General features: G+C 36.2%; 18 protein-coding genes. 15 read left to right on the top strand and 3 right to left on the bottom strand.

The window, feature by feature from the left end; genetic code table 11:
• Positions 1-111: 111 nt before the first annotated feature.
• Genes NO995_RS03485 through araA form a run of 4 tightly spaced genes read left to right on the top strand, consistent with a single transcriptional unit; the run spans position 112 to position 5,639 of the window.
• The gene (locus NO995_RS03485; protein ID WP_258226273.1) at positions 112-1,788 is read left to right on the top strand and encodes a ribulokinase; all 1,677 of its coding nucleotides are present in this window, start codon (positions 112-114) and stop codon (positions 1,786-1,788) included.
• 1 nt (position 1,789) lies between these two features.
• Entirely contained in the window at positions 1,790-2,497 is a 708-nt protein-coding gene (locus NO995_RS03480) for an L-ribulose-5-phosphate 4-epimerase (RefSeq protein WP_308813192.1), read from the top strand.
• Between the two features lie 41 nt (positions 2,498-2,538).
• On the top strand, positions 2,539-4,104 hold the full coding sequence (locus NO995_RS03475; RefSeq protein WP_240571960.1) for a solute:sodium symporter family transporter: 1,566 nt from the start codon (positions 2,539-2,541) through the stop codon (positions 4,102-4,104).
• A gap of 29 nt (positions 4,105-4,133) precedes the next feature.
• A complete protein-coding gene (gene araA / locus NO995_RS03470; RefSeq protein WP_258226271.1) occupies positions 4,134-5,639 on the top strand; it encodes an L-arabinose isomerase in 1,506 nt (501 codons plus the stop codon).
• 76 nt (positions 5,640-5,715) lie between these two features.
• Here araA and NO995_RS03465 read toward each other — a convergent pair whose 3' ends face one another.
• Positions 5,716-7,362: a sodium/sugar symporter gene (locus NO995_RS03465; RefSeq protein WP_258226270.1), complete on the bottom strand. Its 1,647-nt coding sequence runs from the start codon at positions 7,360-7,362 to the stop codon at positions 5,716-5,718.
• A gap of 340 nt (positions 7,363-7,702) precedes the next feature.
• Here NO995_RS03465 and msrB point away from each other — a divergent pair, with 340 nt between their 5' ends.
• Genes msrB through NO995_RS03445 form a run of 4 tightly spaced genes read left to right on the top strand, consistent with a single transcriptional unit; the run spans position 7,703 to position 12,677 of the window.
• The gene (gene msrB, locus NO995_RS03460; protein ID WP_258226269.1) at positions 7,703-8,161 is read left to right on the top strand and encodes a peptide-methionine (R)-S-oxide reductase MsrB; all 459 of its coding nucleotides are present in this window, start codon (positions 7,703-7,705) and stop codon (positions 8,159-8,161) included.
• Positions 8,161-8,700, top strand: coding sequence for a peptide-methionine (S)-S-oxide reductase MsrA (gene msrA, locus NO995_RS03455; protein ID WP_258226268.1), 540 nt, complete (start codon positions 8,161-8,163; stop codon positions 8,698-8,700). The genes msrB and msrA overlap by 1 nt, the downstream gene beginning before the upstream one ends.
• A gap of 2 nt (positions 8,701-8,702) precedes the next feature.
• Entirely contained in the window at positions 8,703-10,265 is a 1,563-nt protein-coding gene (locus NO995_RS03450) for a YdiU family protein (protein WP_258226267.1), read from the top strand.
• 30 nt (positions 10,266-10,295) lie between these two features.
• The gene (locus NO995_RS03445; protein WP_258226266.1) at positions 10,296-12,677 is read left to right on the top strand and encodes a GAF domain-containing protein; all 2,382 of its coding nucleotides are present in this window, start codon (positions 10,296-10,298) and stop codon (positions 12,675-12,677) included.
• Positions 12,678-12,693: 16 nt separating this feature from the next.
• On the opposite strand, the gene NO995_RS03440 is transcribed toward NO995_RS03445, so the two are convergent.
• Positions 12,694-13,881 carry a Pycsar system effector family protein gene (locus tag NO995_RS03440; RefSeq protein WP_258226265.1) on the bottom strand — a complete coding sequence of 396 codons (1,188 nt, stop codon included), beginning with the start codon at positions 13,879-13,881 and terminating at the stop codon, positions 12,694-12,696.
• Positions 13,882-14,121: 240 nt separating this feature from the next.
• On the opposite strand from NO995_RS03440, the gene NO995_RS03435 reads away from it, so the two are divergent.
• Positions 14,122-17,829, top strand: coding sequence for a metallophosphoesterase (locus tag NO995_RS03435; protein ID WP_258226264.1), 3,708 nt, complete (start codon positions 14,122-14,124; stop codon positions 17,827-17,829).
• Between the two features lie 49 nt (positions 17,830-17,878).
• Here NO995_RS03435 and NO995_RS03430 read toward each other — a convergent pair whose 3' ends face one another.
• On the bottom strand, positions 17,879-18,691 hold the full coding sequence (locus tag NO995_RS03430) for a hypothetical protein (RefSeq protein ID WP_258226263.1): 813 nt from the start codon (positions 18,689-18,691) through the stop codon (positions 17,879-17,881).
• Between the two features lie 93 nt (positions 18,692-18,784).
• On the opposite strand from NO995_RS03430, the gene NO995_RS03425 reads away from it, so the two are divergent.
• From NO995_RS03425 to NO995_RS03400, 6 genes are read left to right on the top strand one after another with little or no spacing between them, the layout of a single operon-like run.
• The gene (locus tag NO995_RS03425; protein WP_258226262.1) at positions 18,785-19,654 is read left to right on the top strand and encodes an acyl-CoA thioesterase II; all 870 of its coding nucleotides are present in this window, start codon (positions 18,785-18,787) and stop codon (positions 19,652-19,654) included.
• The gene (locus NO995_RS03420; protein WP_258226261.1) at positions 19,654-20,343 is read left to right on the top strand and encodes a glycerophosphodiester phosphodiesterase family protein; all 690 of its coding nucleotides are present in this window, start codon (positions 19,654-19,656) and stop codon (positions 20,341-20,343) included. The genes NO995_RS03425 and NO995_RS03420 overlap by 1 nt, the downstream gene beginning before the upstream one ends.
• Positions 20,340-21,551 (top strand): NAD(P)/FAD-dependent oxidoreductase, encoded by a 1,212-nt coding sequence (locus NO995_RS03415; protein WP_258226260.1) that lies wholly within the window; start codon positions 20,340-20,342, stop codon positions 21,549-21,551. The genes NO995_RS03420 and NO995_RS03415 overlap by 4 nt, the downstream gene beginning before the upstream one ends.
• Positions 21,548-22,084 (top strand): DUF1697 domain-containing protein, encoded by a 537-nt coding sequence (locus NO995_RS03410; protein ID WP_258226259.1) that lies wholly within the window; start codon positions 21,548-21,550, stop codon positions 22,082-22,084. Before NO995_RS03415 ends, NO995_RS03410 begins: the two co-directional genes overlap by 4 nt.
• A 3-nt stretch (positions 22,085-22,087) precedes the next feature.
• On the top strand, positions 22,088-23,173 hold the full coding sequence (locus tag NO995_RS03405) for a diphosphomevalonate/mevalonate 3,5-bisphosphate decarboxylase family protein (RefSeq protein WP_258226258.1): 1,086 nt from the start codon (positions 22,088-22,090) through the stop codon (positions 23,171-23,173).
• A 59-nt stretch (positions 23,174-23,232) separates the two neighbouring features.
• Positions 23,233-24,162 carry a mevalonate kinase gene (locus NO995_RS03400; protein WP_258226257.1) on the top strand — a complete coding sequence of 310 codons (930 nt, stop codon included), beginning with the start codon at positions 23,233-23,235 and terminating at the stop codon, positions 24,160-24,162.
• The last annotated feature ends 9 nt before the right edge of the window (positions 24,163-24,171 follow it).

The raw sequence follows: 24,171 nt of genomic DNA, 5'->3' as shown, positions 1-24,171 counted from the left end.
TTTTTGACTAAATTTTTAAAAGTGTGAGTGTTACACTTTTAAAATAAATGTTATATTGCAATGCTTATTTCTTTAGAAAAGAAGAATAATTAAAATTGTTATATTCATATTATGAATAATGTAAAATACACCATAGGAATGGACTTCGGGTCAGATTCGGTTAGAGCGTTAATTGTTAACACGGTTACCGGTGAAGAGTTGGCTACAGCAGTTCATTATTATGCACGATGGAAAGAAGGGAAATATTGCGTTCCATCGGAAAGTCAGTTTAGACAACATCCCTTAGATTATGTTGAAGGTATAGAGGCTACCATTAAATCGGTAGTAGCTCAGGTTAGTGAAGATGTTGTAAATAACATTGTAGGTATTGGAGTAGATACTACAGGTTCTACGCCAGTAGCTGTTGATAAAACTGGTACGCCATTAGCATTGTTGGAAGGTTTTGAAGAAAACCCGAATGCGATGTTCGTACTTTGGAAAGATCACACAGGAATTAAAGAAGCAGACGAAATTAATGCCCTTTGTGCAAAATGGGATATTGATTATTCTAAATATGAAGGCGGAATTTATTCTTCAGAGTGGTTTTGGTCTAAAATATTACATGTTTCAAGAGCAGATAAAGCCGTTCATGAAGCAGCCTATTCATGGGTAGAACATTGTGATTGGGTTCCTTTTTTATTAACAGGAGGAGACGATGTAACACAAATGAAACGCAGCCGTTGTGCTGCCGGTCATAAAGCATTATGGCATGAGTCTTTCGGTGGATTACCACCAAACGATTTCTTTGTGGCTTTAGATCCTGTTTTAGATGGATTAACCGATAGATTGTTTAAAGATACCTACACCTCTGATGTGTCTGTTGGAACCATTTCAGAAGAGTGGGCAAACCGTTTAGGTTTACCTGCCAATGTAGAAGTTGCTGTTGGAGCTTTCGATTGCCATATGGGTGCTGTTGGGGTGAATATCGAACCTTATCACTTAACTAAAGTAATGGGAACGTCTACCTGTGATATCGTGGTAACACCAATGCAGGATGAAGAACATTTGGTAAAAGGTATTTGCGGACAAGTAGATGGTTCTGTTATTCCGGGTATGTTAGGTCTTGAGGCTGGTCAGTCAGCTTTTGGAGATATTTACGCGTGGTATGAGCGTTTAATTGCCTGGCCAATTAAAGAACTTATTGGTGGTACAAATTTAATTTCAGAAGAAGTTAAAGCACAATTAGTAGAAGAAGCCTTAGCTAATATTTTACCAAAATTAAGCGAAGCTGCGGCAAAAGAACCAATTGGTGCTTCAGGTGAGTTGGCTTTAGATTGGATGAATGGTAGAAGAACACCAGATGCCAATCAGAATTTAAAAGGTGTCATTTCTGGAATTAACTTAGGAAGTACATCTCCAAAAGTATTCAGAGCATTGGTAGAAGCATCTTGTTTCGGAGCTAAAAAAATCGCTGATCGTTTTGTTGAAGAAGGTATCGCTATTAACGGTGTAATTGCTATTGGGGGTATCTCTAAAAAATCAGATTTAGTGATGCAAATCATGGCCGATGTTTTAGATGCACCAATTAAAGTAGCTAAGTCAGAGCAGGCTTGTGCTTTAGGTGCTTCAGTATTTGGAGCTGTTGCTGCAGGAGTTCATGCTAATACAGAAGCAGCTATGGATGCAATGGCAAGTCCGTTTGAGAAAGTGTATGAGCCAATTCAGGAAAATGTAGAGGCTTATAAAAAAGTATATAACGACTATAGTGAACTTTGTGTTGCTATGGAAAACCACATAATGAAAAAATAAGATTATGAGTAGCTATAAATCATTAAAAGAAGAAGCTTACGAAGCAAATATGCAACTTCCGGAGTTAGGCTTAGTGCTATTTACATTTGGTAATGCCAGTGCTGTAGATCGTGATAAAGGCGTGTTTGCTATTAAACCAAGTGGTGTACCATATTCGGAATTAAAACCTGAAGATATGGTAATTTGTGACTTCGATGCTAAGATTGTTGAAGGATCTATGCGTCCGTCTTCAGATACTAAAACACATGCCGTTTTATATAAAGAGTGGGATAAAATTGGAGGTGTAGTACATACACACTCAACCTATGGTACTGCTTGGGCTCAGGCTATCAAGGATATTCCGATTTTTGGAACCACACATGCCGATCATCTAATTTCTGATATTCCATGTGCTCCGCCAATGAAAGATGAGTATATTGCGGGTGATTATGAGCACATGACCGGGTATCAAATTATAGATTGTATTAATGAGCGTAATTTAGATTACAACGAAGTAGGTATGATACTTGTTGGAAATCACGCGCCGTTTACTTGGGGAACGACAGCTGCAAAAGCAGTATATAATAGCGCCGTTTGTGAAGAAGTAGCAAGAATGGCTTACTTAACCTTGCAAATTAACCCTAATGCAGCTATTTTAAAAGATGCCTTGAAGAAAAAGCATTTTGAACGTAAACACGGAAAAGATGCTTATTATGGTCAGGGGTGCTAATGGCGTAATAATTTCTAATAACTAAAACTAAATAAACTATTATGAGTATTTTATCTTTTGTCGCTTTTACTTTGTTGGTTGCTGTAATTGCATGGTGGTCAACAAGAAAAACAGATGAGAATTCATCTGATGGGTATTTCTTAGGAGGAAGGAGTCTTACAGGGCCTGTAATTGCAGGGTCGTTATTACTTACTAACTTATCAACAGAACAAATTGTGGGAATGAATGGTGTATCGTTTAGAGACGGTATTCCAATTATGGCTTACGAAGTTGTAGCTGCCATTGCAATGGTGTTCACAGCGTTTGTTTTATTACCTAAGTACCTTAAAAGTGGTATTGCAACCATTCCTCAGTTTTTGGAAAACCGTTACGGTAAGAGCACAAAAACAATTGTCTCATTATTATTCTTGTTAGGGTATGCTATCTCAATGCTTCCTACAGTATTGTACTCTGGGGCATTAGCTATTAATACCATGTTTGATATTCCTGAAATGTTAGGAATGGATCCGGAACCAGCATTATGGGTTACGGTTTGGGCTATTGGTATTATTGGTAGTATCTATGCGATTTTCGGTGGATTAAAAGCGGTAGCTGTATCCGATTCTATTAATGCCGTAGGTTTAATCATAGGAGGGTCGTTAATTCCAATTTTCGGTTTAATGAAAATCGGTGATGGAAGTGTTTTTCAAGGTTTAAAAACATTAACAACAACATTACCTGAGAAATTTAATATTATTGGTGGACCAGATTCTGATGTGCCATTCGCAACCCTATTTACAGGCATGTTAATCGTAAACTTCTACTATTGGGGAACAAACCAGGCGATTATTCAAAGAGCGTTAGGTGCTAAAAACTTAAAAGAAGGTCAGAAAGGATTATTATTAGCTGCATTCATTAAAATTTTAGGACCATTTATCGTAGTACTTCCAGGTATTATTGCATTTTATTTATTTAATGGAGACTTAGCAAATGCCGATGAAGCTTATCCAATGGTGGTGAAAGCGGTATTACCGGTAGCATTTATCGGGTTCTTTGCAGCTGTACTTTTCGGTGCGATTTTAAGTTCTTTCAATAGTGCCTTAAACAGTTCGGTTACTTTATTCGGTTTAGATTTCTATAAAGAATATATCAACCACGATGCTTCAGAAAGACAAGTGGTTAAAGCCGGTAAAATCTTCGGAATTGTTTTAGCTGTATTCTCTATGGCAATTGCGCCGTTATTATACGGTGTTGAAGGTGGAATTTTCACGTATTTACAAGAGTTAAACGGAACACACAGTGTGCCAATTTTAGCTATTATTTTAGTTGGAATCTTTTCGAAAAGAGTATCAGGAAAGGCGGCCAACATATCGATCTTATTTAGTGTGGTAACATACTTAACAACTTTATACGTTATTAAGCCAGATATTAGTTTCTTACACTTAATGGGTATTTTGTTTGTATTGACAGTAATCATCATGTACGTAGTAAGTTCTTTTATACCAAGAGAAACAGACTACAATCAGGAGTATACAAAACAAGTGGATATTACGCCTTGGCAGTATTTAAAACCAGTTGGTTTTGCTGTTGTTGCGGCTGTGATAGCGCTTTACATTTATTTATCATAACAATTAACAAAAACTATTTTTTATAAATAATGATTAATTTTAAACAAGGCGAAGTTTGGTTTGTAACGGGGAGTCAACACCTGTACGGACCTGAAACCTTAAAACAGGTTGCTGAACATTCACAAGAAATTGCAAATGCCTACACGGCAAATGCTGAGATTCCGGTAAATGTAGTTTTTAAGCCAACAGTTAAGACGGCAGATGAGATTCACGCGATTTGCAAAGCTGCAAATAACGATGATAACTGTATTGGTATTATTACTTGGATGCATACGTTCTCTCCGGCAAAAATGTGGATTGCTGGTTTAACGGCTTTACAAAAACCATTTTTGCACTTACATACGCAGTTCAACAGAGATATTCCTTGGGGAACTATCGATATGGACTTTATGAACTTAAACCAATCGGCACATGGTGGTCGTGAGTTCGGGTTCTTAGTATCGCGTTTACGTAAAAACCGTAAAGTGGTTGTGGGTCACTGGAAAAACGAAAAAGTTATCAAACAAGTGGCAGACTGGTGTCGTGTGGCTAATGCTGTAGCAGATAGCCGTCGTATGAAAGTAGCTCGTTTTGGTGATAACATGCGTCAGGTTGCTGTAACCGATGGAAACAAAGTATCGGCTCAAATTAAATTTGGATACGAAGTTAACGGTTACGGAATTGGAGATTTAGTAGATTTCGTTGATCAAATTACCGATGCACAAGTAGACCGTTTAGTACAAGAGTACGACGATACTTATGTAATGGCTCAGAAAATTAAAGCTGATGGATCTATGCGTCAGTCTTTAAGAGACGCAGCTAAAATCGAGTTAGGTATGCGTGCATTCTTAGAGAACGGTGGGTATTCTGCATTCACTGATACATTCGAAGATTTACACGGTATGAAACAATTACCAGGTATCGCAACGCAACGTTTAATGGCTAGTGGTTACGGTTTTGGTGGTGAAGGAGATTGGAAAACATCGGCTTTAGTACGTACTATGAAAGTTATGGGTGCTGGTCTTGAAGGTGGTAACAGTTTCATGGAAGACTACACGTACCACTTCGATCCAGAAAATACGACGTGTTTAGGATCACACATGTTAGAAATCTGTCCTACAATTGCTAAAGGCGATGTGTCTTGTGAGATTCACCCGTTAGGAATCGGTGGAAAAGAAGATCCTGTGCGTTTAGTATTTAACAGTGCAGCTGGTAAAGCTTTAAATGCTTCTGTTGTTGATATGGGTAACCGTTTCAGAATGTTAGTAAACAAAGTTGAAGCTGTTGAAATTAAAGACGAAATGCCTAACTTACCAGTAGCTCGCGTGCTTTGGGATGCGAAACCAGATTTACAAACAGCTGCTGCTGCTTGGATTCATGCTGGTGGTGCTCACCATACATGTTATAGCCAGAATATCTCTGCAGAGTCTCTAGAAGATTATGCTGATATTATGGATATTGAATTCTTATTAATCGATGAGAAAACCGATTTATATAGATTTAAACAAGAGTTACGTTGGAATGACGCAGCTTATGCAATAAACAAAGGATTCTAATAAAAATAGAATTTTTTAAAATAAAAAAAGCCACTAGGAGTTTAAATCTTAGTGGCTTTGTTTTTTTTGTATGCCTTTACCAAAACAGACTATACAATACCGTTAGAATTATTAAAATTGCAAAGGCGCCAACATTAAAAAGTGGTGAAGTTTGAAATAGTTGTTTTGTTAGTTTTATGCCTTTAGCGTCATCTTGACCGTTATGTTCTAAGTAACTCACCAAAACAATTATTAACATGGTTAATAATGCGGTAATACCCATTTGATGCATCCATGGTTCTAAACCAGGGATAGGTAAAAATTTTAAACCTAAAGCTATTGGTATAGATGAAAGGGCTCCGAATATGGCTGCTTTATTTGTTGTTTTTTTCCAAAATAGTCCGAGAATAAATACAGCTAAAATTCCAGGGCTTACAATGCCTGTATATTCTTGAATAAACTGGAATGCCTGATCGATTCCTCCTAATAAAGGAGCCATTATTACACCAATAAGTAAAGCTACAGCTGCGGTTATACGTCCAACATTAACCGTGGTTTTATCGTTGGCATTTTTATTAATGTATTGTTTGTAAATATCCATTGTAAAAATGGTAGCGGTAGAATTAAGCATAGAAGCTAACGAGGAAACTACAGCTGCAGCTAAGGCTGCAAATGCCACACCTTTAAGTCCAGTGGGTAAAAATTGTAGTAACCAAGGGTAGGCTTTATCAGCCTGGGTTTCACTTGGCATATTCATTTGGGCTAGATCTCCCAAATTCGACATAATCTCAGGGTCATTAACCATAACATACGCTGCTATACCAGGAATAACCACAATTAATGGAATTATTATTTTAAGAAATGCTGCTAAAAGAATTCCTTTTTGCGATTCTCTAAGTGATTTCGCAGCCAATGTACGTTGAATAATATACTGGTTGAATCCCCAGTAATAAATATTGGCAACCCATAATCCGCCAATTAATACCCATATTCCAGGCAAATCCAGATAGTTGGAGTTTACACTACCATCGGAATTAAATTCATCAAGAACCATATGAAATTTTTCCGGAGCAGCTTCAACAACCTTTGAAAAGCCCACTAAAATGCCTTCCCCATTAGAAACCGTATTTAAAGCTAGGTAGGTAGTAATTAGACCTCCTAAAACCAAGAAAACTACTTGTATGACATCGGTCCAGGCTACAGCCGATAAACCACCGTATAGTGAATAGGCAGCTGCAAAAAGGGCTAGCCCAATAATGGCATACATCATATCAATACCCATTATTGTTTCGATGGCTAAGCCTCCTAAGTATAAAACAGATGCTAAGTTTACAAATATGTAGAGAGCAATCCAGAATACAGCTAATATGGTTTTTAGGTTCGTAGAGAATCGTTTTTCAACAAATTCTGGAATTGTGTAAAGACCTTTTTCAATAAAAATGGGCAGAAAATATTTTCCTACGATAATAAGTGTTAGGGCTGCCATCCACTCATAGGAAGCTATGGCAATACCAACGGCAAATCCAGAGCCAGACATGCCAATAAATTGTTCGGCAGAGATATTTGCAGCAATAAGAGATGTGCCAATGGCCCACCAAGGTAACGATTTACTTGCTAAAAAATAGTCTTCTGCATTTTTTTGATGTTCGCCTTTGTCTCGCGATACCCAAAGGCCTACACCTAAAATTAATATGGCATATGCTATAAATACAGCATAGTCCCATGTTTCAAATCCTGATGTCATATTGATTTTTTAGTTTAATTAAGGATAAAATAAAGTTGGTTTTTGTAGTTGAAATATAGGGTTTTAAATTCAAATTCTCTTTTAATTTCTCTGTAAATAATGAGGAATTATTTTACATACGGGTAAAAGGATTTTTGGTAGATGATTTTATGCTTTTTTACCTGTGAACCTCTCAAAAAAATGAAAAAAATCCAATTTTAATAGATTATGTCTTGCATTTAGTAAAATGTACAGCTTTTTCCTTTGGTATAATTCAATGAATAATAGTAAGGAAGCTCTAGTTCTATCGACTATTCTTTAACTTTGTGAAGCATTAATATTAAAGAAACAAAACAAGCCTATGTTGACTTGGAAAGACATTATAAATTTTGCGGTTAATGGTAACCCAGAACCAGATACTCGAGTTGAAAAAACAGAAGAAGCATGGAAGGAGCAATTGACACCTGAACAATATAGAATTACACGCCATAAAGGTACCGAAGCGCCACACACCGGAGCGCTTTGTTCATCTTATGAAGAAGGGAAATATAATTGTGTATGTTGCGATACGCCGTTATTCGATTCTACGATTAAGTTTAGTTCAGGAACAGGGTGGCCAAGTTTCACACAACCTATTAAATCCAATGCTGTTAAATATGAAAAAGATGTGTCATTCGGAATGGTTCGCGTAGAAATTATGTGTAATACCTGCGATGCACATTTAGGTCATGTATTTCCAGATGGACCGGAACCAAGTGGATTGCGTTACTGCGTAAATTCCGAATCATTAACATTACAAACCGTAGAAGAATCAAATTAATGGGAAATAAAGCATTACAATTAATGACTGTTGGTGGAGGTTGCTTCTGGTGTGTCGAAGCTGTTTTTAATGAAATAAAAGGTGTTGAAAAGGTTGTGTCGGGCTATACCGGTGGAACAGCTCCAGGAAAACCAACATATCGTGAAGTATGTATAGGGTTAACAGGTCATGCCGAAGTGGTTCAAATTACGTTTGATGCAAATGTGGTATCATATCAAGATTTATTACTTGTCTTTATGACGAGTCATGATCCAACCACATTAAACAGACAAGGTGCCGATATAGGAACACAATATCGTTCCGTAATTTATTATCATAACTATTTGCAAAAGGACATTGCAGAAGTTGTAGTTGAAGAAATAGCACCGTATTATGATAATTCTGTTGTGACCGAAATAAGTCCGTTAGGTGTTTTTTATGAAGCAGAGGATTATCATCAAAATTACTACGCTAACAATCAGGAACAAATGTATTGTAGTGCCGTAATTACACCTAAACTGGCGAAGCTTAGAAAAATGCATGCCGAAAAATTAAAATAAGAATGAACCTTAAAATAGATAATACATTCATAAATAGTTTACCTGCCGATGCGATACAGGAAAATTCAAGGCGTCAGGTAGAACAGGCTTGCTATTCGTTTGTCGCTCCAAAACAGACAACTAACCCAAAGTTACTTCATGTGTCTGAGGCGATGTTGGATAACCTGGGTTTGTCAAAAACGGATGTTGAAAGCGACACGTTTTTAAAGGTGTTCACAGGTAATGAAATCTATCAAAATACAAAACCTTATGCCATGTGTTATGGCGGCCATCAGTTTGGGAACTGGGCAGGGCAGTTAGGTGACGGGCGAGCCATTAATTTATTTGAGGTTAATCATAATAACAAACGTTGGGCCGTTCAGCTAAAAGGAGCAGGAGAGACACCCTATTCCAGAACAGCTGATGGATTAGCGGTCTTGCGTTCATCTATACGAGAGTATCTTTGTAGCGAAGCGATGCATTATCTGGGCGTACCAACTACTCGTGCTTTGTCTTTAGCTTTGTCAGGCGATCAGGTTATGCGAGATATGTTGTATAATGGTAATGCCGCTTACGAAAAAGGAGCCATTGTTACGCGTGTTTCACCAAGTTTTTTACGTTTTGGTAACTTCGAAATTTTTGCTGCTCGACAAGATGTTGATAACTTAAAGAAATTAGTTGATTTTACCATAAAAGAGCATTATCCAGACTTAGGTGAACCAGGTAAAGAAACCTATCTGGCTTTCTTTAAAGAAGTAACGAATCGTACTTTGGAAATGATTATTCACTGGCAACGTGTTGGTTTTGTACATGGGGTCATGAATACCGATAATATGTCCATTTTAGGATTAACCATAGATTACGGACCTTACGGTTGGTTGGAAGGCTTCGATTATGGCTGGACGCCAAATACAACCGATAGAGAGCATAAGCGCTATCGCTACGGTAATCAACCCAATATCGGTCTTTGGAATCTCTTTAAGCTGGCAAATGCATTGTATCCATTAATTGAAGAAGCAGAACCTTTGGAAGCTATTTTAGATGCTTACAAAATAGATTTTGATAAGAAATCTTTTGAAATGATGCGAAGCAAACTTGGATTAGAAAATGAAGATGTTTTCGATAAATCATTAATTCAGGATTTAGAGGATAATTTATTGTTGATAGAAACCGATATGACCATTTTCTTTAGAAACCTGGGGCTGTTTAAAAAAGAAAATTATCTGGAAGGTACCCGATTGGTTGAGCAAGCTTTTTATGCGCCTTCGGAATTAACCGGTGAAGTTATTAATAAATGGCAGGCATGGTTTCAACGTTATGCAGACCGATTACAACAGGAATCTTTATCTGATGAAGAGCGTCAGGTAAAAATGAATAAGATAAATCCCAAATACGTACTCCGAAATTATATGGCACAACTGGCTATCGATGCCGCCAATAATGGAGATTATAAATTAATAGACGAGTTGTTTCAGCTGTTAAAACAGCCTTATGACGAACAACCAAGTCAGGAAAAATGGTTTGCGAAGCGCCCGGAGTGGGCAAGGCACAAAGTTGGCTGTTCTATGTTATCCTGTAGTTCTTAATTTTGTAACTTTGCTGCATCTGTAAAAGCTATGATAGATATCAACGAAAATACACCATCGCCTTTCGATTTGCGAATAAGTTTCAATAAACTTATTGAGCATTATGAGCGCTTAGCAACAAGCGAAGACGAATTTATTGCTTCAAAAGCCCGTAAAGTTTTAGAGGTACAGGAACCGCATCCTATTTTAAGAGATGGTTTCAGCGATCCTGATTATTTTGTAACTTATAAAAAGGAAATTAAACTTATTTTACAGGATTCGTTTAGTGAAGTGTTAAGCAATAATGAAATTAAAACAGCATCAATGCCTTTTAAGGATGTTGTGTTTAATGCGTCAAATCGTTTCAAAAAAATAATTGAAGAAGCAGGTGAAGGTTTTGAGTTGAAAATGAAAAACATGCCTGAGAATGATATTTATATCATGTCTTGTGCGGTTATTTTAAATGCGTGTTACGGGTATAATTTAAATTTTAAGCGTCCTATTTTATACGAAATACCGGATGCTGAAGGGATTATGCGTTTTTATAAAATTGCGTATAATGCCGATTTCATAGAAATTATTCCTACCGAAAATGCACCTAAAATTACTCAGGATGACTTTAATGAGTTAATCGATAATTTTAAAGATATTGAACTTTGGAAAACGAAGTTCCCACCAAAGAGTTACCTGTTTAAAGGTTTTGTAATTTCGAACATGTTCGATGTCACCGATGATCAGTCGATATCGAATATGAAATCTACTTTAATAGCCGAAAGTAAACATGAAAGCAAACAGTATATGGGCGAATTTCAGTCTATATTTCAGTCGCTTTTAGGGATTAAGGATTTACAGGTTGGTTTTTCGATTTACAATAAAACAGATGATAGTTTCGACTGTGTTCATGAGCAGGGTATAGAAAGTTTTTTATTAAAAGATATAGAAGAGTCGCCTTGTAAAACGGTATTGTGTGAGGCTTCTTATAAAGCATTAATTAATAAAAATACCTCATATTCTATTTCAGATGTCGACAAGTATTACGAGATGTCTAAAGGGAAGGTTGCCCAATTTAGAATACTAAAGGAGCAGGGAATTAAGAGTGCTATTTTTGCGCCTATTTCAGATAAAAATGAATTGTTAGGTATTTTAGAGATCGTTTCGAAAACCCCTAAAATTCTAAATAGCGTTAATGCGAATAAGCTGGTAGATGTGATGCCTTTTATTTTATCGGCTGTAAAGCGTTCTAAGCGTGAATATGAAAATTTAATCGAGGCAGTTATTCAGCAGGAATGTACTTCAATTCATAGTAGTGTAAGCTGGAAATTTGAAAATGCAGCACGTCAGTTTTTAAAGGATAAACAAGAGGTTGGTAATAATGCTGTGTTTAGTAAAATTAGCTTTCAAAATGTGTATCCGTTATTCGGACAAATAGATGTTAAAGGCTCTTCAGAAGTAAGAAATCTGGCGACTAAACGTGATTTAGAACTTCAGTTAACATTGGTGAATAGTATTATTCATGATGTACTTGCAGAAGAAACACTACCCATTTACGGACAATTAAAATTTCAAATAGATAGTTATAGAAAACAGCTTAATGAAGATTTTAAAGTAGATAGCGAACAGCAGATAGCTAATTTCCTTAAACAGGAAATAGAGCCGTTGTTTAAGTTTTTTATGGCTAAAAGGGAGATGTATCGTGAAACGATAGAAGATTATTTTAGTAAGATAGATCCGAATCTAAACGTGGTGTATCATTACCGAAAGGATTTCGATAAAACCATTGCGCTTATCAATAAAAATATGGCTTCTGTTCTGGATGAAAAGCAGAAAGATGCTCAGCAAATGTATCCGCATTACTTCGAACGTTTTAAAACCGATGGGGTAGAGCATAACATGTACATTGGTGAAGCTATTACCAAAGAAGAAAGTTTTAATACTATATATCTGTATAATTTAAGGTTATGGCAGTTACAGGTGATGTGTGAAATGGAGAATGATTATTACCAAAACCGTCATAAGTATCCGGTGCAGTTAGATGTTGCTTCCATGATTTTGGTGTTTAATCAGCCGTTAACCATTAGTTTTAGAATGGACGAAAAACAGTTTGATGTTGATGGGACTTACAATGCACGTTACGAGGTAGTTAAAAAGCGTGTAGATAAAGCCGTTATTAAAGGTACGGGAAAACGTGTTACCGAAAAAGGTAAAATAACCATTATCTACTCTCAAAAAGCAGACGAAATAGAATATTTAGAATATATTAAATTCCTTCAGCATAAAAAGTTATTAAATAATGAAGTTGAAATTGTTGAATTGGAAGACCTACAGGGCGTTACCGGTGTAAAAGCCATTCGTGTAGGAATCTTATACCAACAGGAGGAAAATGCCAAAGAATTTTATTCGTACGACGATTTAATGAAAACTATCAAGGCCTAGCGAAACAACAATTACTTTAATTCATTAGTTTAAACGAAATAGCGAAAGCTAATACCGACACGATAATACCTATCATAAAGCAAGAATAGGTAATACGTAAAATACGGTATTTTCGATCAAGGACTTTTCCTAAGAAGTATAAATCTTTAGTTAGGGCAGAGTATAGATAATCTTTGTCTTTTAAAAGCTCAGTAATTGCCCATTCAAATTCATTTAATTCCATTTTATGAAAGTTTCCAAAGAAGGCTAAATTTACATTTTTGTTAGCAACGTCTTCTTTTGAAAATTGGCCACGCGTTACATTTGGTCGGGTCGCGATAATAGATAAAACCATAGAAATAACACTCGAAGTTGTAAATATGGCGGTAGGTATAATTAAATAAGCGTTACTCGGATTATCTAATTTTGAAAACAGATTAGATAACACCAACGAAATAATAATGGCATTTACCGAAAGCAGAATGTTGGCTTTAGTATCGGCAATATCGCTCAATTTAATATGGTTTCTTAAAGCAACACGATAAAAGGTTTGAATACCGCGCTCCGGGCTTTCACTTTTGTATTGCGCTTTGTATCTGGCTTTAAGCTTTTCTTTGTTTAATTGATCTTTTAATTTTTTCTTTTGCTTAATAAGCTTACTTAAATTCTCTTCTTTTTGTTTTTGCCAATTTTGTAAAGCGTAATCGGTGTAAAACTCGTGTTTTTTAGTTAATACTTTAATGTTTTCATCCAACCATTCTGAAGTTGAATAGTTTTTTATACCTTGAATTTCAAGTTCTTTCCTTAAAAATTCACTGGCTTCATCAAAATAAGGTTTGCCAAAGTGTGATGAGTCGGCATCTCGAATAATTTTTTCTAATTCGGTTGTTGGGTTGCCTTCAAATTTGGTCGCCAAGATACAATTACTAATAGCTTCAATGGTAGACTGATTAACCTGATTTTCTTTCAAAAATTCGGTCGCAATTTTTACACTTTCTTCTTCGTGATTTTCTCTGGAATTAATGTAACCTGTATCATGAAGTAGGGCAGCTAACTGAAGCATTTCAGCGTCTTCCTGACTAATATCTGAATTTGATATGATTTCTCTTAGGCTTCTTAAAACACGCTCGGTATGTGTAAGGTTATGATATAAAAAGGTCTGGTCTAATTGCGATTTAAACAAATTAAAAACAAACGATTCGGTGGTTTCTATTAATTGCGACATAAATACTCTTGAATTTACACGGGTACAAATTACTAAATAAAACTAAAAGAGATGTAATTTTACTTGATAATCGAGGATGGATAAAGCTTTCGGTGTGTTCTTAAATCAATGCTTTACCATTAAAAAATCTTCTTAGCTTAATTAAGCGAAGTTTAGTTATCTTTAAAGAGATGTGATTTTACAGGTTTTATAACCTAGAGTATCACAAATTAGTACCTTTATAGTTTAAAAATAACCTTAATGAAGTTATACGTTTCAACCATTTCATTTTTAGTGAGTTTCGCTATTTTAACAGCCTGTGCTACAAAAAAGGCACAGTACAAAAGTGATGATTCTACGCAGTTGGCTTTTCCTGAGAAAGAGGTTGAAACTACGTTTTACTTGATTGGAGATGGTGGATTGGTTTATAATAATGAAGCTTCGTCAGCTGTTAAAGCCTTTCAGAATTTTATAAAAGGGAAAAAAACAGAGAATGATTATGTGCTTTTTTTAGGTGATAATATCTACCCGGCCGGAATGCCTAAAAAGGATAAAAAGGGAAGAGCAGAAGCCGAACAAAGTTTGAATGTTCAGATGCAGGCGGTTGAAGGGTTTCTAGGGAAAACTATTTTTATTCCTGGAAATCACGATTGGTATGCCAACCGACTTGTAGGATTAAAAGAGGAAGAAAAATATATAGAAAAGGCCTTAGGTAAAAATACGTTCTTGCCAGAAAATGGTTGTCCTTTGGAAAGTATTGAGGTTAGCGATAAGGTGCAATTAATTATTATAGATACCCAATGGTATCTTGAAAACTGGAATAAAAATCCAACGATAAACGACGATTGTGAAATAAAAACTGAAGCGCTCTTTTTCGATGAGTTAGAAGGTGAAATCAAAAAGGGACAGGGAAAAACGATAGTGATTGCCATGCACCATCCTATGTTCTCAAATGGAGCCCACGGTGGTGAATTTACAGCAGCAAAACATTTGTTTCCAACTCAAAAGCCAATTCCACTTCCGGGGTTGGCGTCTTTGGCAGTACAGTTACGAGCACAGGGAGGAGTCTCTCCTCAAGATCGCTACAACAAACGGTATAACCAATTGATGCAGCGCATAGAAACCATGTCTATAAATAACGGAAACATTGTATTTGTTTCTGGGCATGAGCATACGTTACAGTACATAGAGCATGACCATATAAAACAAATTATTTCCGGAGCGGGTTCAAAAGAGTCTTATGCTGCATTAGGCGATGACGGATTGTTCTCTTACGGAAAACTGGGTTTTGCCGTGTATACCGTTTTTAAGGATGGAAGTAGTCATGTGCAATTTTATTCATCAGAAGGTGGGACTGCCCAATTATTGTATCAAAAGGAAGTGTATCCAAATTACAAACCACTCGATGTGTCCGATTTAGAAGAGCATTTTCCGCAAACACTTGATGTTTCAGTTTATACCGAAGAAGAAACCAATCGTTCTGAAGCGTTTAAAACTTTCTGGGGAGACCATTATCGCGATTTATACAGTACAAAAATCAAGGCGCGCATAGCAACTTTGGATACCCTTTACGGCGGATTGGAAATTGTTAGAAAAGGCGGAGGACACCAAACCCGGTCCTTGCGTTTAAAAACCAAAGACGGTCGTCAGTTTAATATGCGTGCTCTTAAAAAGAGTGCGACACAATATCTACAAGCCGTCTTGTTTAAAGATATTTATATTGAAAACGATTTTAAGCAAACCGAAGTAGAAGAGCTTATTTTAGACTTTTATACTGCAGCTCATCCTTATACATTTACAATTATTCCGGAGCTTTCAAAAGCAGCAAAGGTGTATCATACCGAACCAGAACTGTATTACATTCCAAAACAAAAATATTTAGGTGATTTTAACGATGAATACGGTGACGAGTTGTATTTAATTGAAGAACGTCCGGAAGAAAATCAGGCGTATAAAGAGAGTTTTGGTTATGCCGATGATATTGAAAGTTCCCACGATATTATTGCTAAAATTAGAAAAGACGAAAAATATAAAATTGATGAAGAAGCTTACATAAGAGCACGTTTATTCGATATGCTTATAGGCGATTGGGATAGGCATCAGGACCAATGGCGTTGGGCACAATTTAATCAGGAAAATGGCGATAAATTATACAGACCAATTCCTAGAGATCGCGATCAGGCATTTTCAAATTTTGATGGCGGATTATTAACACTTTTGAAAAAAATAAGTAACCCGGTTAAACAGCTTCAAGTTTACGATGCCGAACTGAAAGATATAAAATGGGTAAACAGTGCCGGCATTCGCTTAGATCGTGTTTTAATTCAGAATGCAAAAGAAGATTTATGGTTACAGCAAGCTGAATTTCTTCAGAAACACATTACTGATGAAGTTATAGAAAAAGCTTTTGAAGATGTGCCTGATGAAGTGAAAAATGAACAACTTCAGGATATCAAAGCCAAATTAAAAGGAAGACGTGGAAATCTTAAAGATATTGCCAGTCGCTATTATGCCTATTTAAATGAATTAGTCGTTATAACAGCAACTGATAAAGACGATTATATTGAAGTACAGCGCGTTGAAGATTATAAAACGAAAGTGGTCATATCTCGTATTAAAAATGGTAAAAAAGGAGAGGTTCTTGTCGATAGAACTTTCGATAGAAATATAACCAAAGAACTTTGGATTTACGGTCTGGATGATAAAGATATATTTGAAGTTTCGGGAGAAGGAAAGCATCCTATTTTTACGCGGTTAATTGGCGGACAAAATAACGATATCTATATCATAAAAAACGGAAATCGTATTAAGATATACGACCATAAGAGCAAGAAAAACACCATTGAAGAAAATAATGGCGCCGGTATAAATTTTACAGATATTTATAACCTGAATCTTTTCGATTTTGAAAAAGGCATTACCAGAACCAATTTTATAGCCCCCGGTATTGGTTATAATCCAGATGATGGTATGAAATTAGGTGTGTCCTTTACAAAAACTACTAAAGGATTTAAGCGGAATCCATTTTCAACACAGCACCGTTTTAGAGCAGGGTATTACTTTGCTACCGAAGGTTATGATATTCGTTACAACGGACAATTTGCAAATGTTCTTGGAGAGTGGAATTTAGCGGTTGGAGGTGTGTTTGCAAGTGAAAATTTCACCAATAACTTCTTTGGTTATGGCAATGAGACCCAAAATAATGATGACGAATTGGGCTTAGATTACAACCGGGTGAAAACCGGAATTTATGGTTTCGATATTGGGTTGTTAAAAACTACTAATTACGGGAGTGCTTTTGGAGTAAAATTAATGTTTGAAGGCATAGAAATTCAAGATACACCTAACCGATTTATTTCGGAGTTTGAGCCACTCATCAATCTTGATTTTTACGAAAGACGTTTTTTCGCAGGAGCGGAAGTAAATTACAGTTACAACAGTTTTGATAAACAGTTAAACCCTTCGCGAGGTATGACGTTTTTAGCTGAAGTTGGCGGAAAAACCGAACTTAAGGAATCAACCTTTACCTATGGTTATATCAATTCAAATTTAGGGTTTTATAATGCACTATCGGTAAATAAAAAATGGGTGTTGAAGACAGATGCCAGAACACAATTGCGTTTTGGTGACGACTTAATTTTTTATCAGGCAGCCAACATTGGAGGTGAAAACGGATTTAGAGGTTACCGCACGCAACGTTTTACAGGTCGTAATTCGTTTATTGGTAGTGCCGATTTGCGATATAGCTTTAATTCGTTTAAAACCGGATTTGTACCGTTGCAAATTGGCGTATTTGCAGGTGGCGATGTAGGTCGTGTTTGGTTGCGTGGTGATTATTCAGATAAATGGCATAACGATTACGGTGGTGGTTTTTGGGTAGCCGCTGCTGAAACCGTTTCGGCAACATTTAATCTGTTTAACGGAGAAGATGGTATGCGTTTTTCTTTCGGTTTTGGGATGAAATTTTAATAGATAAAATTAGTAGGTATTCGTCCGAACAGAGGTGAGAAGTGAACTCTTATTTATTCAGCTCAAAGCTATAAATGTTACTGCCTAAATCGTCGTTACTTTCATCGGTAATCAGAATAGTATCGTTGTCTTCAAAACAAACGCCTTCTTTTTGAGAATCGTGTTCAAAAGGTAGTTTTGTTAGTTTTCCTCCAAAGAAATTATCGTCTGTGAAATTGGTTAATGTCCAGACTTTTTCATGGTTAAGTAAAACCACGGTTTTGCCATCATCACTTATGTCTGCCGATGTGATTTGGTTGTTTTTTCCGTTAAGGTTAAATTCGGTCAAAATTTCAGCGGTATGTTTTCCTATGATGTTTGGCACTTTTATTAGAATAGCTTTTCCCGGTTCTTTACTAAATAAATAGAAGAAATCTTTGTACAAAAACATAGCTTCAAAGTCTTTTGGACTTTCGCCTTTAGGAAGTTTAAACTTTATCACTTCAGCCGTGGTTTCGTCTTCAATTATTTCCGGATTAGATATTTTTAAGATACTCAACCATTTTCGGTTTTTATCGTTGTTTCCAATATCGCCAATATACAGATTTCCTTCATTGTCGGTCGTTAAATCTTCCCAATCCATGTTATTGGCATTTTTAATGTCGATGTCTTTTACAATGTAACCTTTGTCGTTTAAGCCATATACATTGTTGCGGTTTCCAGCGTCTTCAATCACCCAGATTAAATCGGAATTGGTGGTAATTTCGTTTCCTGAAACTTCTTTTAATTCGTTAGGAATATCGGCTACAACAGTTAGTTTTCCGGTGCTACAAGCAATAAATAAGAAAGAGAAAAAAAGGATATATTGAATTCTTAAGGGCATGATTAATGATTTTCGGCAAAATTAAGTATTTAAAAAATATGGTCGGCTTATTTTCATTTATTAGATTTATAGATTCATTAGAAAAACGAGCGCATGACAACGGTTAATCAGTTAATTGATCTTATAAAATTAGGAAAAACAGGAGATACTACTTTTGTTGGTAACAGTGTAACGATTGGAAGTCCGCATGTGTTTGGAGGTCAGGTTTTGGCTCAAGCCATTAATGCCGCAAGCAGAACAGGTGTAAACGATAGAATTCTACATTCTATGCATGCTTATTTCTTAGAAGCAGGCGATTTAACAAAACCTATTGAATACAACGTTAGTATTGTTCGCGATGGCGGAAGTTTTTCAGTGCGTCGGGTTACAGCCGCTCAGGAAGGCACGACCATTTTTATTTTATCGGCGTCTTTTCACAAGGAAGAAGAAGGCTATAATCATCAAATAGATATGCCCGAAGGTATAAAACAGCCGGAAGAATTACTAAGCTGGACTGATATGCTCGATCAGTTTGGCGATGCCATTCCATCTCGTACTAAAAGTTTTATTGAAGTTGAGCGTCCTATTGAGTTTAAGCCGGTGGAAGTGGTGAATCCGTTTAATAAAGAAGATTTGCCCTCTTTTACCCATGTTTGGTTTAAACTAAACGGGGATGCCACATCCTTAGATCATGCCACAAAGCAACAAATTTTAACCTACATATCAGACTATAATATTCTGGCAGCAGCCATGAACCGTCATGCCAGTAAAGCACATTATGGGAATACTCAAACGGCCAGTTTAGATCACTCAATGTGGTATTTTAGAGATTTCGATTTTGACGACTGGATGCTATATTCAATAGAGTCTCCTAACACATCGAATGCTCGTGGTTTTGCACGAGGTAATATTTTTACCCGAGGCGGCAAGCTTGTAGCGTCTGTAACTCAGGAAGGTTTAATGCGACCAATTAAAAAGAAATAATGAATTACAAAGGTTTAAGAGTGGGACATCGAGGCGCTTTGGCATATGTAGCAGAAAACACTATCGATTCGATACAAAAGGCATTGAGTTTTAATGTAGACGGTATTGAAATTGATGTGCATGAGTGTGCTTCGGGAGAGTTGGTTGTGTTTCACGATTTTACTTTAGATCGCATGACTAATGGCACAGGTGAAATTGGTAAACTAACGTTAAGCGAGCTGAAAGAACTCAAAGTTAACGAACATTATAAAATACCAACACTTGAAGAAGTTCTGGATTTAATAAACAAAACTTGCTTGTTGAATATTGAATTAAAAGGAAAACACACGGCTGCAAAAACCTGCGAGGTTATTGAAACTTATGTTAATGAGAAAGGCTGGAAGTATTCTGATTTTATTGTGTCTAGTTTTCAGCATCACGAGTTGGAAGATGTTTATAAATTGAATAAACAAATTCCGTTAGCCGTTTTAACGAAAGCCAATGTGGCTGAAGCTATTGAATTTGCTGAAACTATTAATTCAAAAATTATTCATCCCAATTTTGCTTTATTAACTCGCGAGAACGTTAATTTTGCCCAATCAAAAGGGTATAAAGTAAATACGTGGACGGTTAATGATGAAGAAACTATAGCCAGAATGAAAAGTTATGGTGTAGATGGTATCATTTCCGACTATCCAGATAGAATATGAAGCAATACGATGTTATTATAGTTGGCGGTGGTGCAGCTGGTTTTTTTGCGGCAATTAACATTGCGGAGCAGAATCCGGAGTTAAAAGTCGTTATTTTAGAAAAGGCAAAAGAAGGACTTCAAAAGGTGAAAATATCTGGTGGTGGTCGCTGTAATGTGACGCATGCCGAATTTATTCCGCAGGAATTAATAAAGAATTACCCGCGTGGTGAGAAGGAACTTTTAGGACCTTTCCATCAGTTTATGACAGGTGATACTATTGAATGGTTTGAAAAACGCGGCGTGCCTTTAAAAATTGAAGATGACGGACGTATGTTTCCGGAGTCGAATTCATCACAAACTATTATCGATTGTTTTTTAAATGAAGCTAAAAAGCATCAGGTTGAGATATTGTACAGTCAGAATGTTTCAGATATTCAACCTTTAGATGAAGGATTTGAGATTCATACCAAAGACGAAATGTTTCAGTGTGAAACTTTGTTAATTGCAACCGGAAGCAGTGTTAAATTCTGGAAACTTCTTGAGAATTTAGGACACACCATTTCACAACCGGTACCGTCGTTATTCACGTTTAATATTAACGATAAACGCATTAAGGATATTCCAGGAGTTGTGGCTTCGCATGTTGAGGTTTCGGTTTTAGGAACCAATTTGTATAGCGAAGGTCCATTGTTAATTACGCATTGGGGAATGAGTGCACCGTCTATTTTAAAGTTGTCGGCCTTTGGTGCGGTGGAGCTGGCTAAGCTGGATTATAAATTTCAAATAGAAATTAATTTTATCAGACAGTCGTTTGAAGATTGTCTGGAAGAATTAAAAGTTTTGAAACAGGATTTGGCTAAGAAAACCGTGTTCAAATCGACACAATTCGATTTACCAAAACGCTTATGGCATCAAATGGTTTTAGCTTCAAATATGAATGAAGAAACCCGTTGGGCCGATTTAAATAAACAACAATTAGAAGCGTTGGCTGGTCAGTTAACCAAAGCCGTTTTTAATGTTGATGGGAAAAGTACGTTTAAAGATGAGTTTGTAACGGCAGGAGGTGTCGATTTAAAGGAAATTAACTTTAAAACTTTTGAAAGCCGAATTCATAAAAATCTGTTTTTTGCTGGAGAAGTATTAAACATAGATGCCGTAACTGGCGGATTTAACTTTCAAAATGCCTGGACAGGCGCGTATATTGCTTCAAAGGCTATAGCAAAATGAAACCCTACATCGCATTACTTCGAGGGATAAACGTTAGCGGTCAAAAGAAAATTCCGATGGCAGATTTACGTAAGTTACTCGCTGAAGAAGGGTTTAATAATGTTAAAACCTATATTCAAAGTGGAAATGTGGTGTTTCAGTCGGATGTAAAAGATGAAAAATCAATAGCAGAAACTATTTCAAAAGCCATTTTAAAACAATTCGGTTTCGATGTTTCTGTATTGGTGAAAACCCCTGAAGTTTTTCAAACTATTTTCGAAGCGAGTCCGTTTTCCGAAGAAGAAAAAAAGAAAAGCTATTTTATGTTGTTGTTTGAAGAACCAAATGCTGAATTAGTTAAAGGAATTCAGCAATTAAGTGCTTCCGAAGAACAATTCACTATTACCGAAAATTGTATTTATTTCTTCAGTTCAAACGGATATGGTAAAACGAAATTCAATAATAATTTTTTCGAGCGTAAATTAAACGTCATAGCAACGGCAAGAAATTATAATACTATGCTAAAGTTGTTATCTTTGTCGGCAGAATATTAAGACATGACCGTAGCACAATTTATTCCTCAAACATATACAGAAACAGTAGCTCAGGGTAAGGTAACCTGGGAGTCGCCAAGTAATATTGCCTTAGTGAAATACTGGGGAAAGAAGAAAAATCAGATTCCTGAAAATCCATCTATCAGTTTTACGCTTAACAACTGTAAAACCATAACGACCTTAACTTTTGAAAAAAAGGATGATGCGTCCGATTTCGATTTTGAGGTGTATTTAGATGGCGAAAAAAAAGATGATTTTAAGCCTAAAATTGAAACTTTTTTTAAGCGCGTAGAATCTTATGTGCCATTTTTAAAAGACTATAAATTTGTAGTTGAAACTCAAAACACCTTCCCGCACAGTTCTGGAATTGCTTCGTCTGCTAGTGGGATGAGTGCCATGGCTTTGTGTTTAATGAGTGTTGAAAAGCAGTTGGTTTCAGAAGAACTTTCAGAAGAATATTTCAATCAAAAAGCATCTTTTTTAGCACGATTAGGCTCTGGAAGTGCTTGTAGAAGTCTTGAAGGCGATTTAATTGTTTGGGGTGAAAACGAAGTTGTTGAAGGAAGTAGTGATTTGTTTGGTGTGAAATATCCGTATGCTGTTCATGAGAATTTTAAGGAGTATCAAGATACCATTCTGTTGGTTGATAAAGGCGAAAAGCAGGTGAGTAGCACGGTTGGTCATAATTTAATGTTTAATCATCCGTATGCACAAAACCGATTTGCTCAGGCCCATGATAATTTGGAAAAGTTAAAGCCTATTTTAGAGTCCGGTGATCTGGATGCGTTTATCAGCTTGATTGAAAGTGAAGCCTTAACGCTGCATGCCATGATGATGACCAGTATGCCATATTTTATTTTAATGAAACCAAATACTCTGGAAATTATTAATAAAATCTGGGCGTTTAGGAATGAAACTGGGGCGCATATTGGATTTACTTTAGATGCCGGAGCAAATGTACACGTGTTATACCCGAAACAGGAATCAGAAGAAATCTTAGAATTTATTAAGAACGAGTTAGTTGCATATTGTCAAAACGAGCAATATATTTGCGATCAGATAGGTTTCGGTGCGAAACAAGTACAATAAATATTCTTATCTTTGTATAAAATATTGGTTTTAAGCGCTTAGCTAATTGAATATAACTTATGAAAGGACCTCTTTTTTACTCGAAAATTTTACTTTTTGGTGAGTATGGAATCATCAAAGACTCCAAAGGTTTATCTATTCCTTATAATTTTTATAATGGGGCGCTGAAAGTTTCAGAGAACCCTACTGAAGAGGCTATTCAATCGAATAAAAGCTTAAAGCGTTTCGCTGATTATTTAGAAACCATTAACCCGGAGTTGGTAACTTTCGATATTGCAGCTTTGAAGAAAGATGTGGAGGAAGGTATGTACTTCGATTCTTCTATTCCACAAGGGTATGGTGTAGGAAGTAGCGGGGCTTTAGTAGCTGCTATTTATTATAACTATGCTCAGGATAAAATAACGGTTTTAGAAAATTTAACGCGTGAAAAACTGTTACAACTTAAAACCATTTTTTCTGAAATGGAGTCATTTTTCCACGGTAAATCATCAGGGTTAGATCCTTTAAACAGTTATTTAAGCATTCCAATTTTAATCAATTCTAAAGATAATATTGAAGCGACTGGAATTCCGTCGCAAAAACCAGATGGTAAAGGCGCCGTATTTTTATTAGATAGTGGTATTGTTGGTGAAACAGCACCAATGATTAGTATTTTTATGGAAAACATGAAACAGGAAGGGTTCCGTAGTATGCTTAAAGATCAGTTTATAAAACATACCGATGCCTGCGTTGACGATTTCTTAAAAGGCGATGTTAAATCGTTATTTCAAAATACAAAGCAGTTATCTAAAGTGGTGTTAAGTCATTTTAAACCTATGATCCCAAAACAATTTCACGAGCTTTGGAAAAAAGGATTGGAGACTAACGATTACTACCTTAAACTTTGTGGTTCTGGTGGTGGCGGTTATATCTTAGGATTTACCGAAGATATTGAAAAAGCCAAATTAGCTCTATCTGAATATAAATTAGAGGTTGTTTATAACTTCTAAAACTTCTGT

Source organism: Aestuariibaculum sp. M13 (assembly GCF_024723255.1).
GTDB lineage: Bacteria > Bacteroidota > Bacteroidia > Flavobacteriales > Flavobacteriaceae > Aestuariibaculum > Aestuariibaculum lutulentum.
Note: the sequence above shows the minus strand (reverse complement) of the source record. Positions and strands in the feature narration are given on the sequence as shown.

Bases quoted from the DNA above. Each gene is read 5' to 3' on its own strand.
- NO995_RS03415 (WP_258226260.1), top strand. From the start codon at position 20,340: ATGAAGCAATACGATGTTATTATAGTTGGCGGTGGTGCAGCTGGTTTT.
- msrA (WP_258226268.1), top strand. From the start codon at position 8,161: ATGGGAAATAAAGCATTACAATTAATGACTGTTGGTGGAGGTTGCTTC.
- NO995_RS03430 (WP_258226263.1), bottom strand. From the start codon at position 18,691: ATGCCCTTAAGAATTCAATATATCCTTTTTTTCTCTTTCTTATTTATT.
- NO995_RS03410 (WP_258226259.1), top strand. From the start codon at position 21,548: ATGAAACCCTACATCGCATTACTTCGAGGGATAAACGTTAGCGGTCAA.
- NO995_RS03405 (WP_258226258.1), top strand. From the start codon at position 22,088: ATGACCGTAGCACAATTTATTCCTCAAACATATACAGAAACAGTAGCT.
- NO995_RS03440 (WP_258226265.1), bottom strand. From the start codon at position 13,881: ATGTCGCAATTAATAGAAACCACCGAATCGTTTGTTTTTAATTTGTTT.
- NO995_RS03445 (WP_258226266.1), top strand. From the start codon at position 10,296: ATGATAGATATCAACGAAAATACACCATCGCCTTTCGATTTGCGAATA.
- NO995_RS03475 (WP_240571960.1), top strand. From the start codon at position 2,539: ATGAGTATTTTATCTTTTGTCGCTTTTACTTTGTTGGTTGCTGTAATT.
- NO995_RS03435 (WP_258226264.1), top strand. From the start codon at position 14,122: ATGAAGTTATACGTTTCAACCATTTCATTTTTAGTGAGTTTCGCTATT.
- NO995_RS03420 (WP_258226261.1), top strand. From the start codon at position 19,654: ATGAATTACAAAGGTTTAAGAGTGGGACATCGAGGCGCTTTGGCATAT.
- NO995_RS03465 (WP_258226270.1), bottom strand. From the start codon at position 7,362: ATGACATCAGGATTTGAAACATGGGACTATGCTGTATTTATAGCATAT.
- NO995_RS03485 (WP_258226273.1), top strand. From the start codon at position 112: ATGAATAATGTAAAATACACCATAGGAATGGACTTCGGGTCAGATTCG.
- NO995_RS03400 (WP_258226257.1), top strand. From the start codon at position 23,233: ATGAAAGGACCTCTTTTTTACTCGAAAATTTTACTTTTTGGTGAGTAT.
- msrB (WP_258226269.1), top strand. From the start codon at position 7,703: ATGTTGACTTGGAAAGACATTATAAATTTTGCGGTTAATGGTAACCCA.
- NO995_RS03450 (WP_258226267.1), top strand. From the start codon at position 8,703: ATGAACCTTAAAATAGATAATACATTCATAAATAGTTTACCTGCCGAT.
- NO995_RS03425 (WP_258226262.1), top strand. From the start codon at position 18,785: ATGACAACGGTTAATCAGTTAATTGATCTTATAAAATTAGGAAAAACA.
- araA (WP_258226271.1), top strand. From the start codon at position 4,134: ATGATTAATTTTAAACAAGGCGAAGTTTGGTTTGTAACGGGGAGTCAA.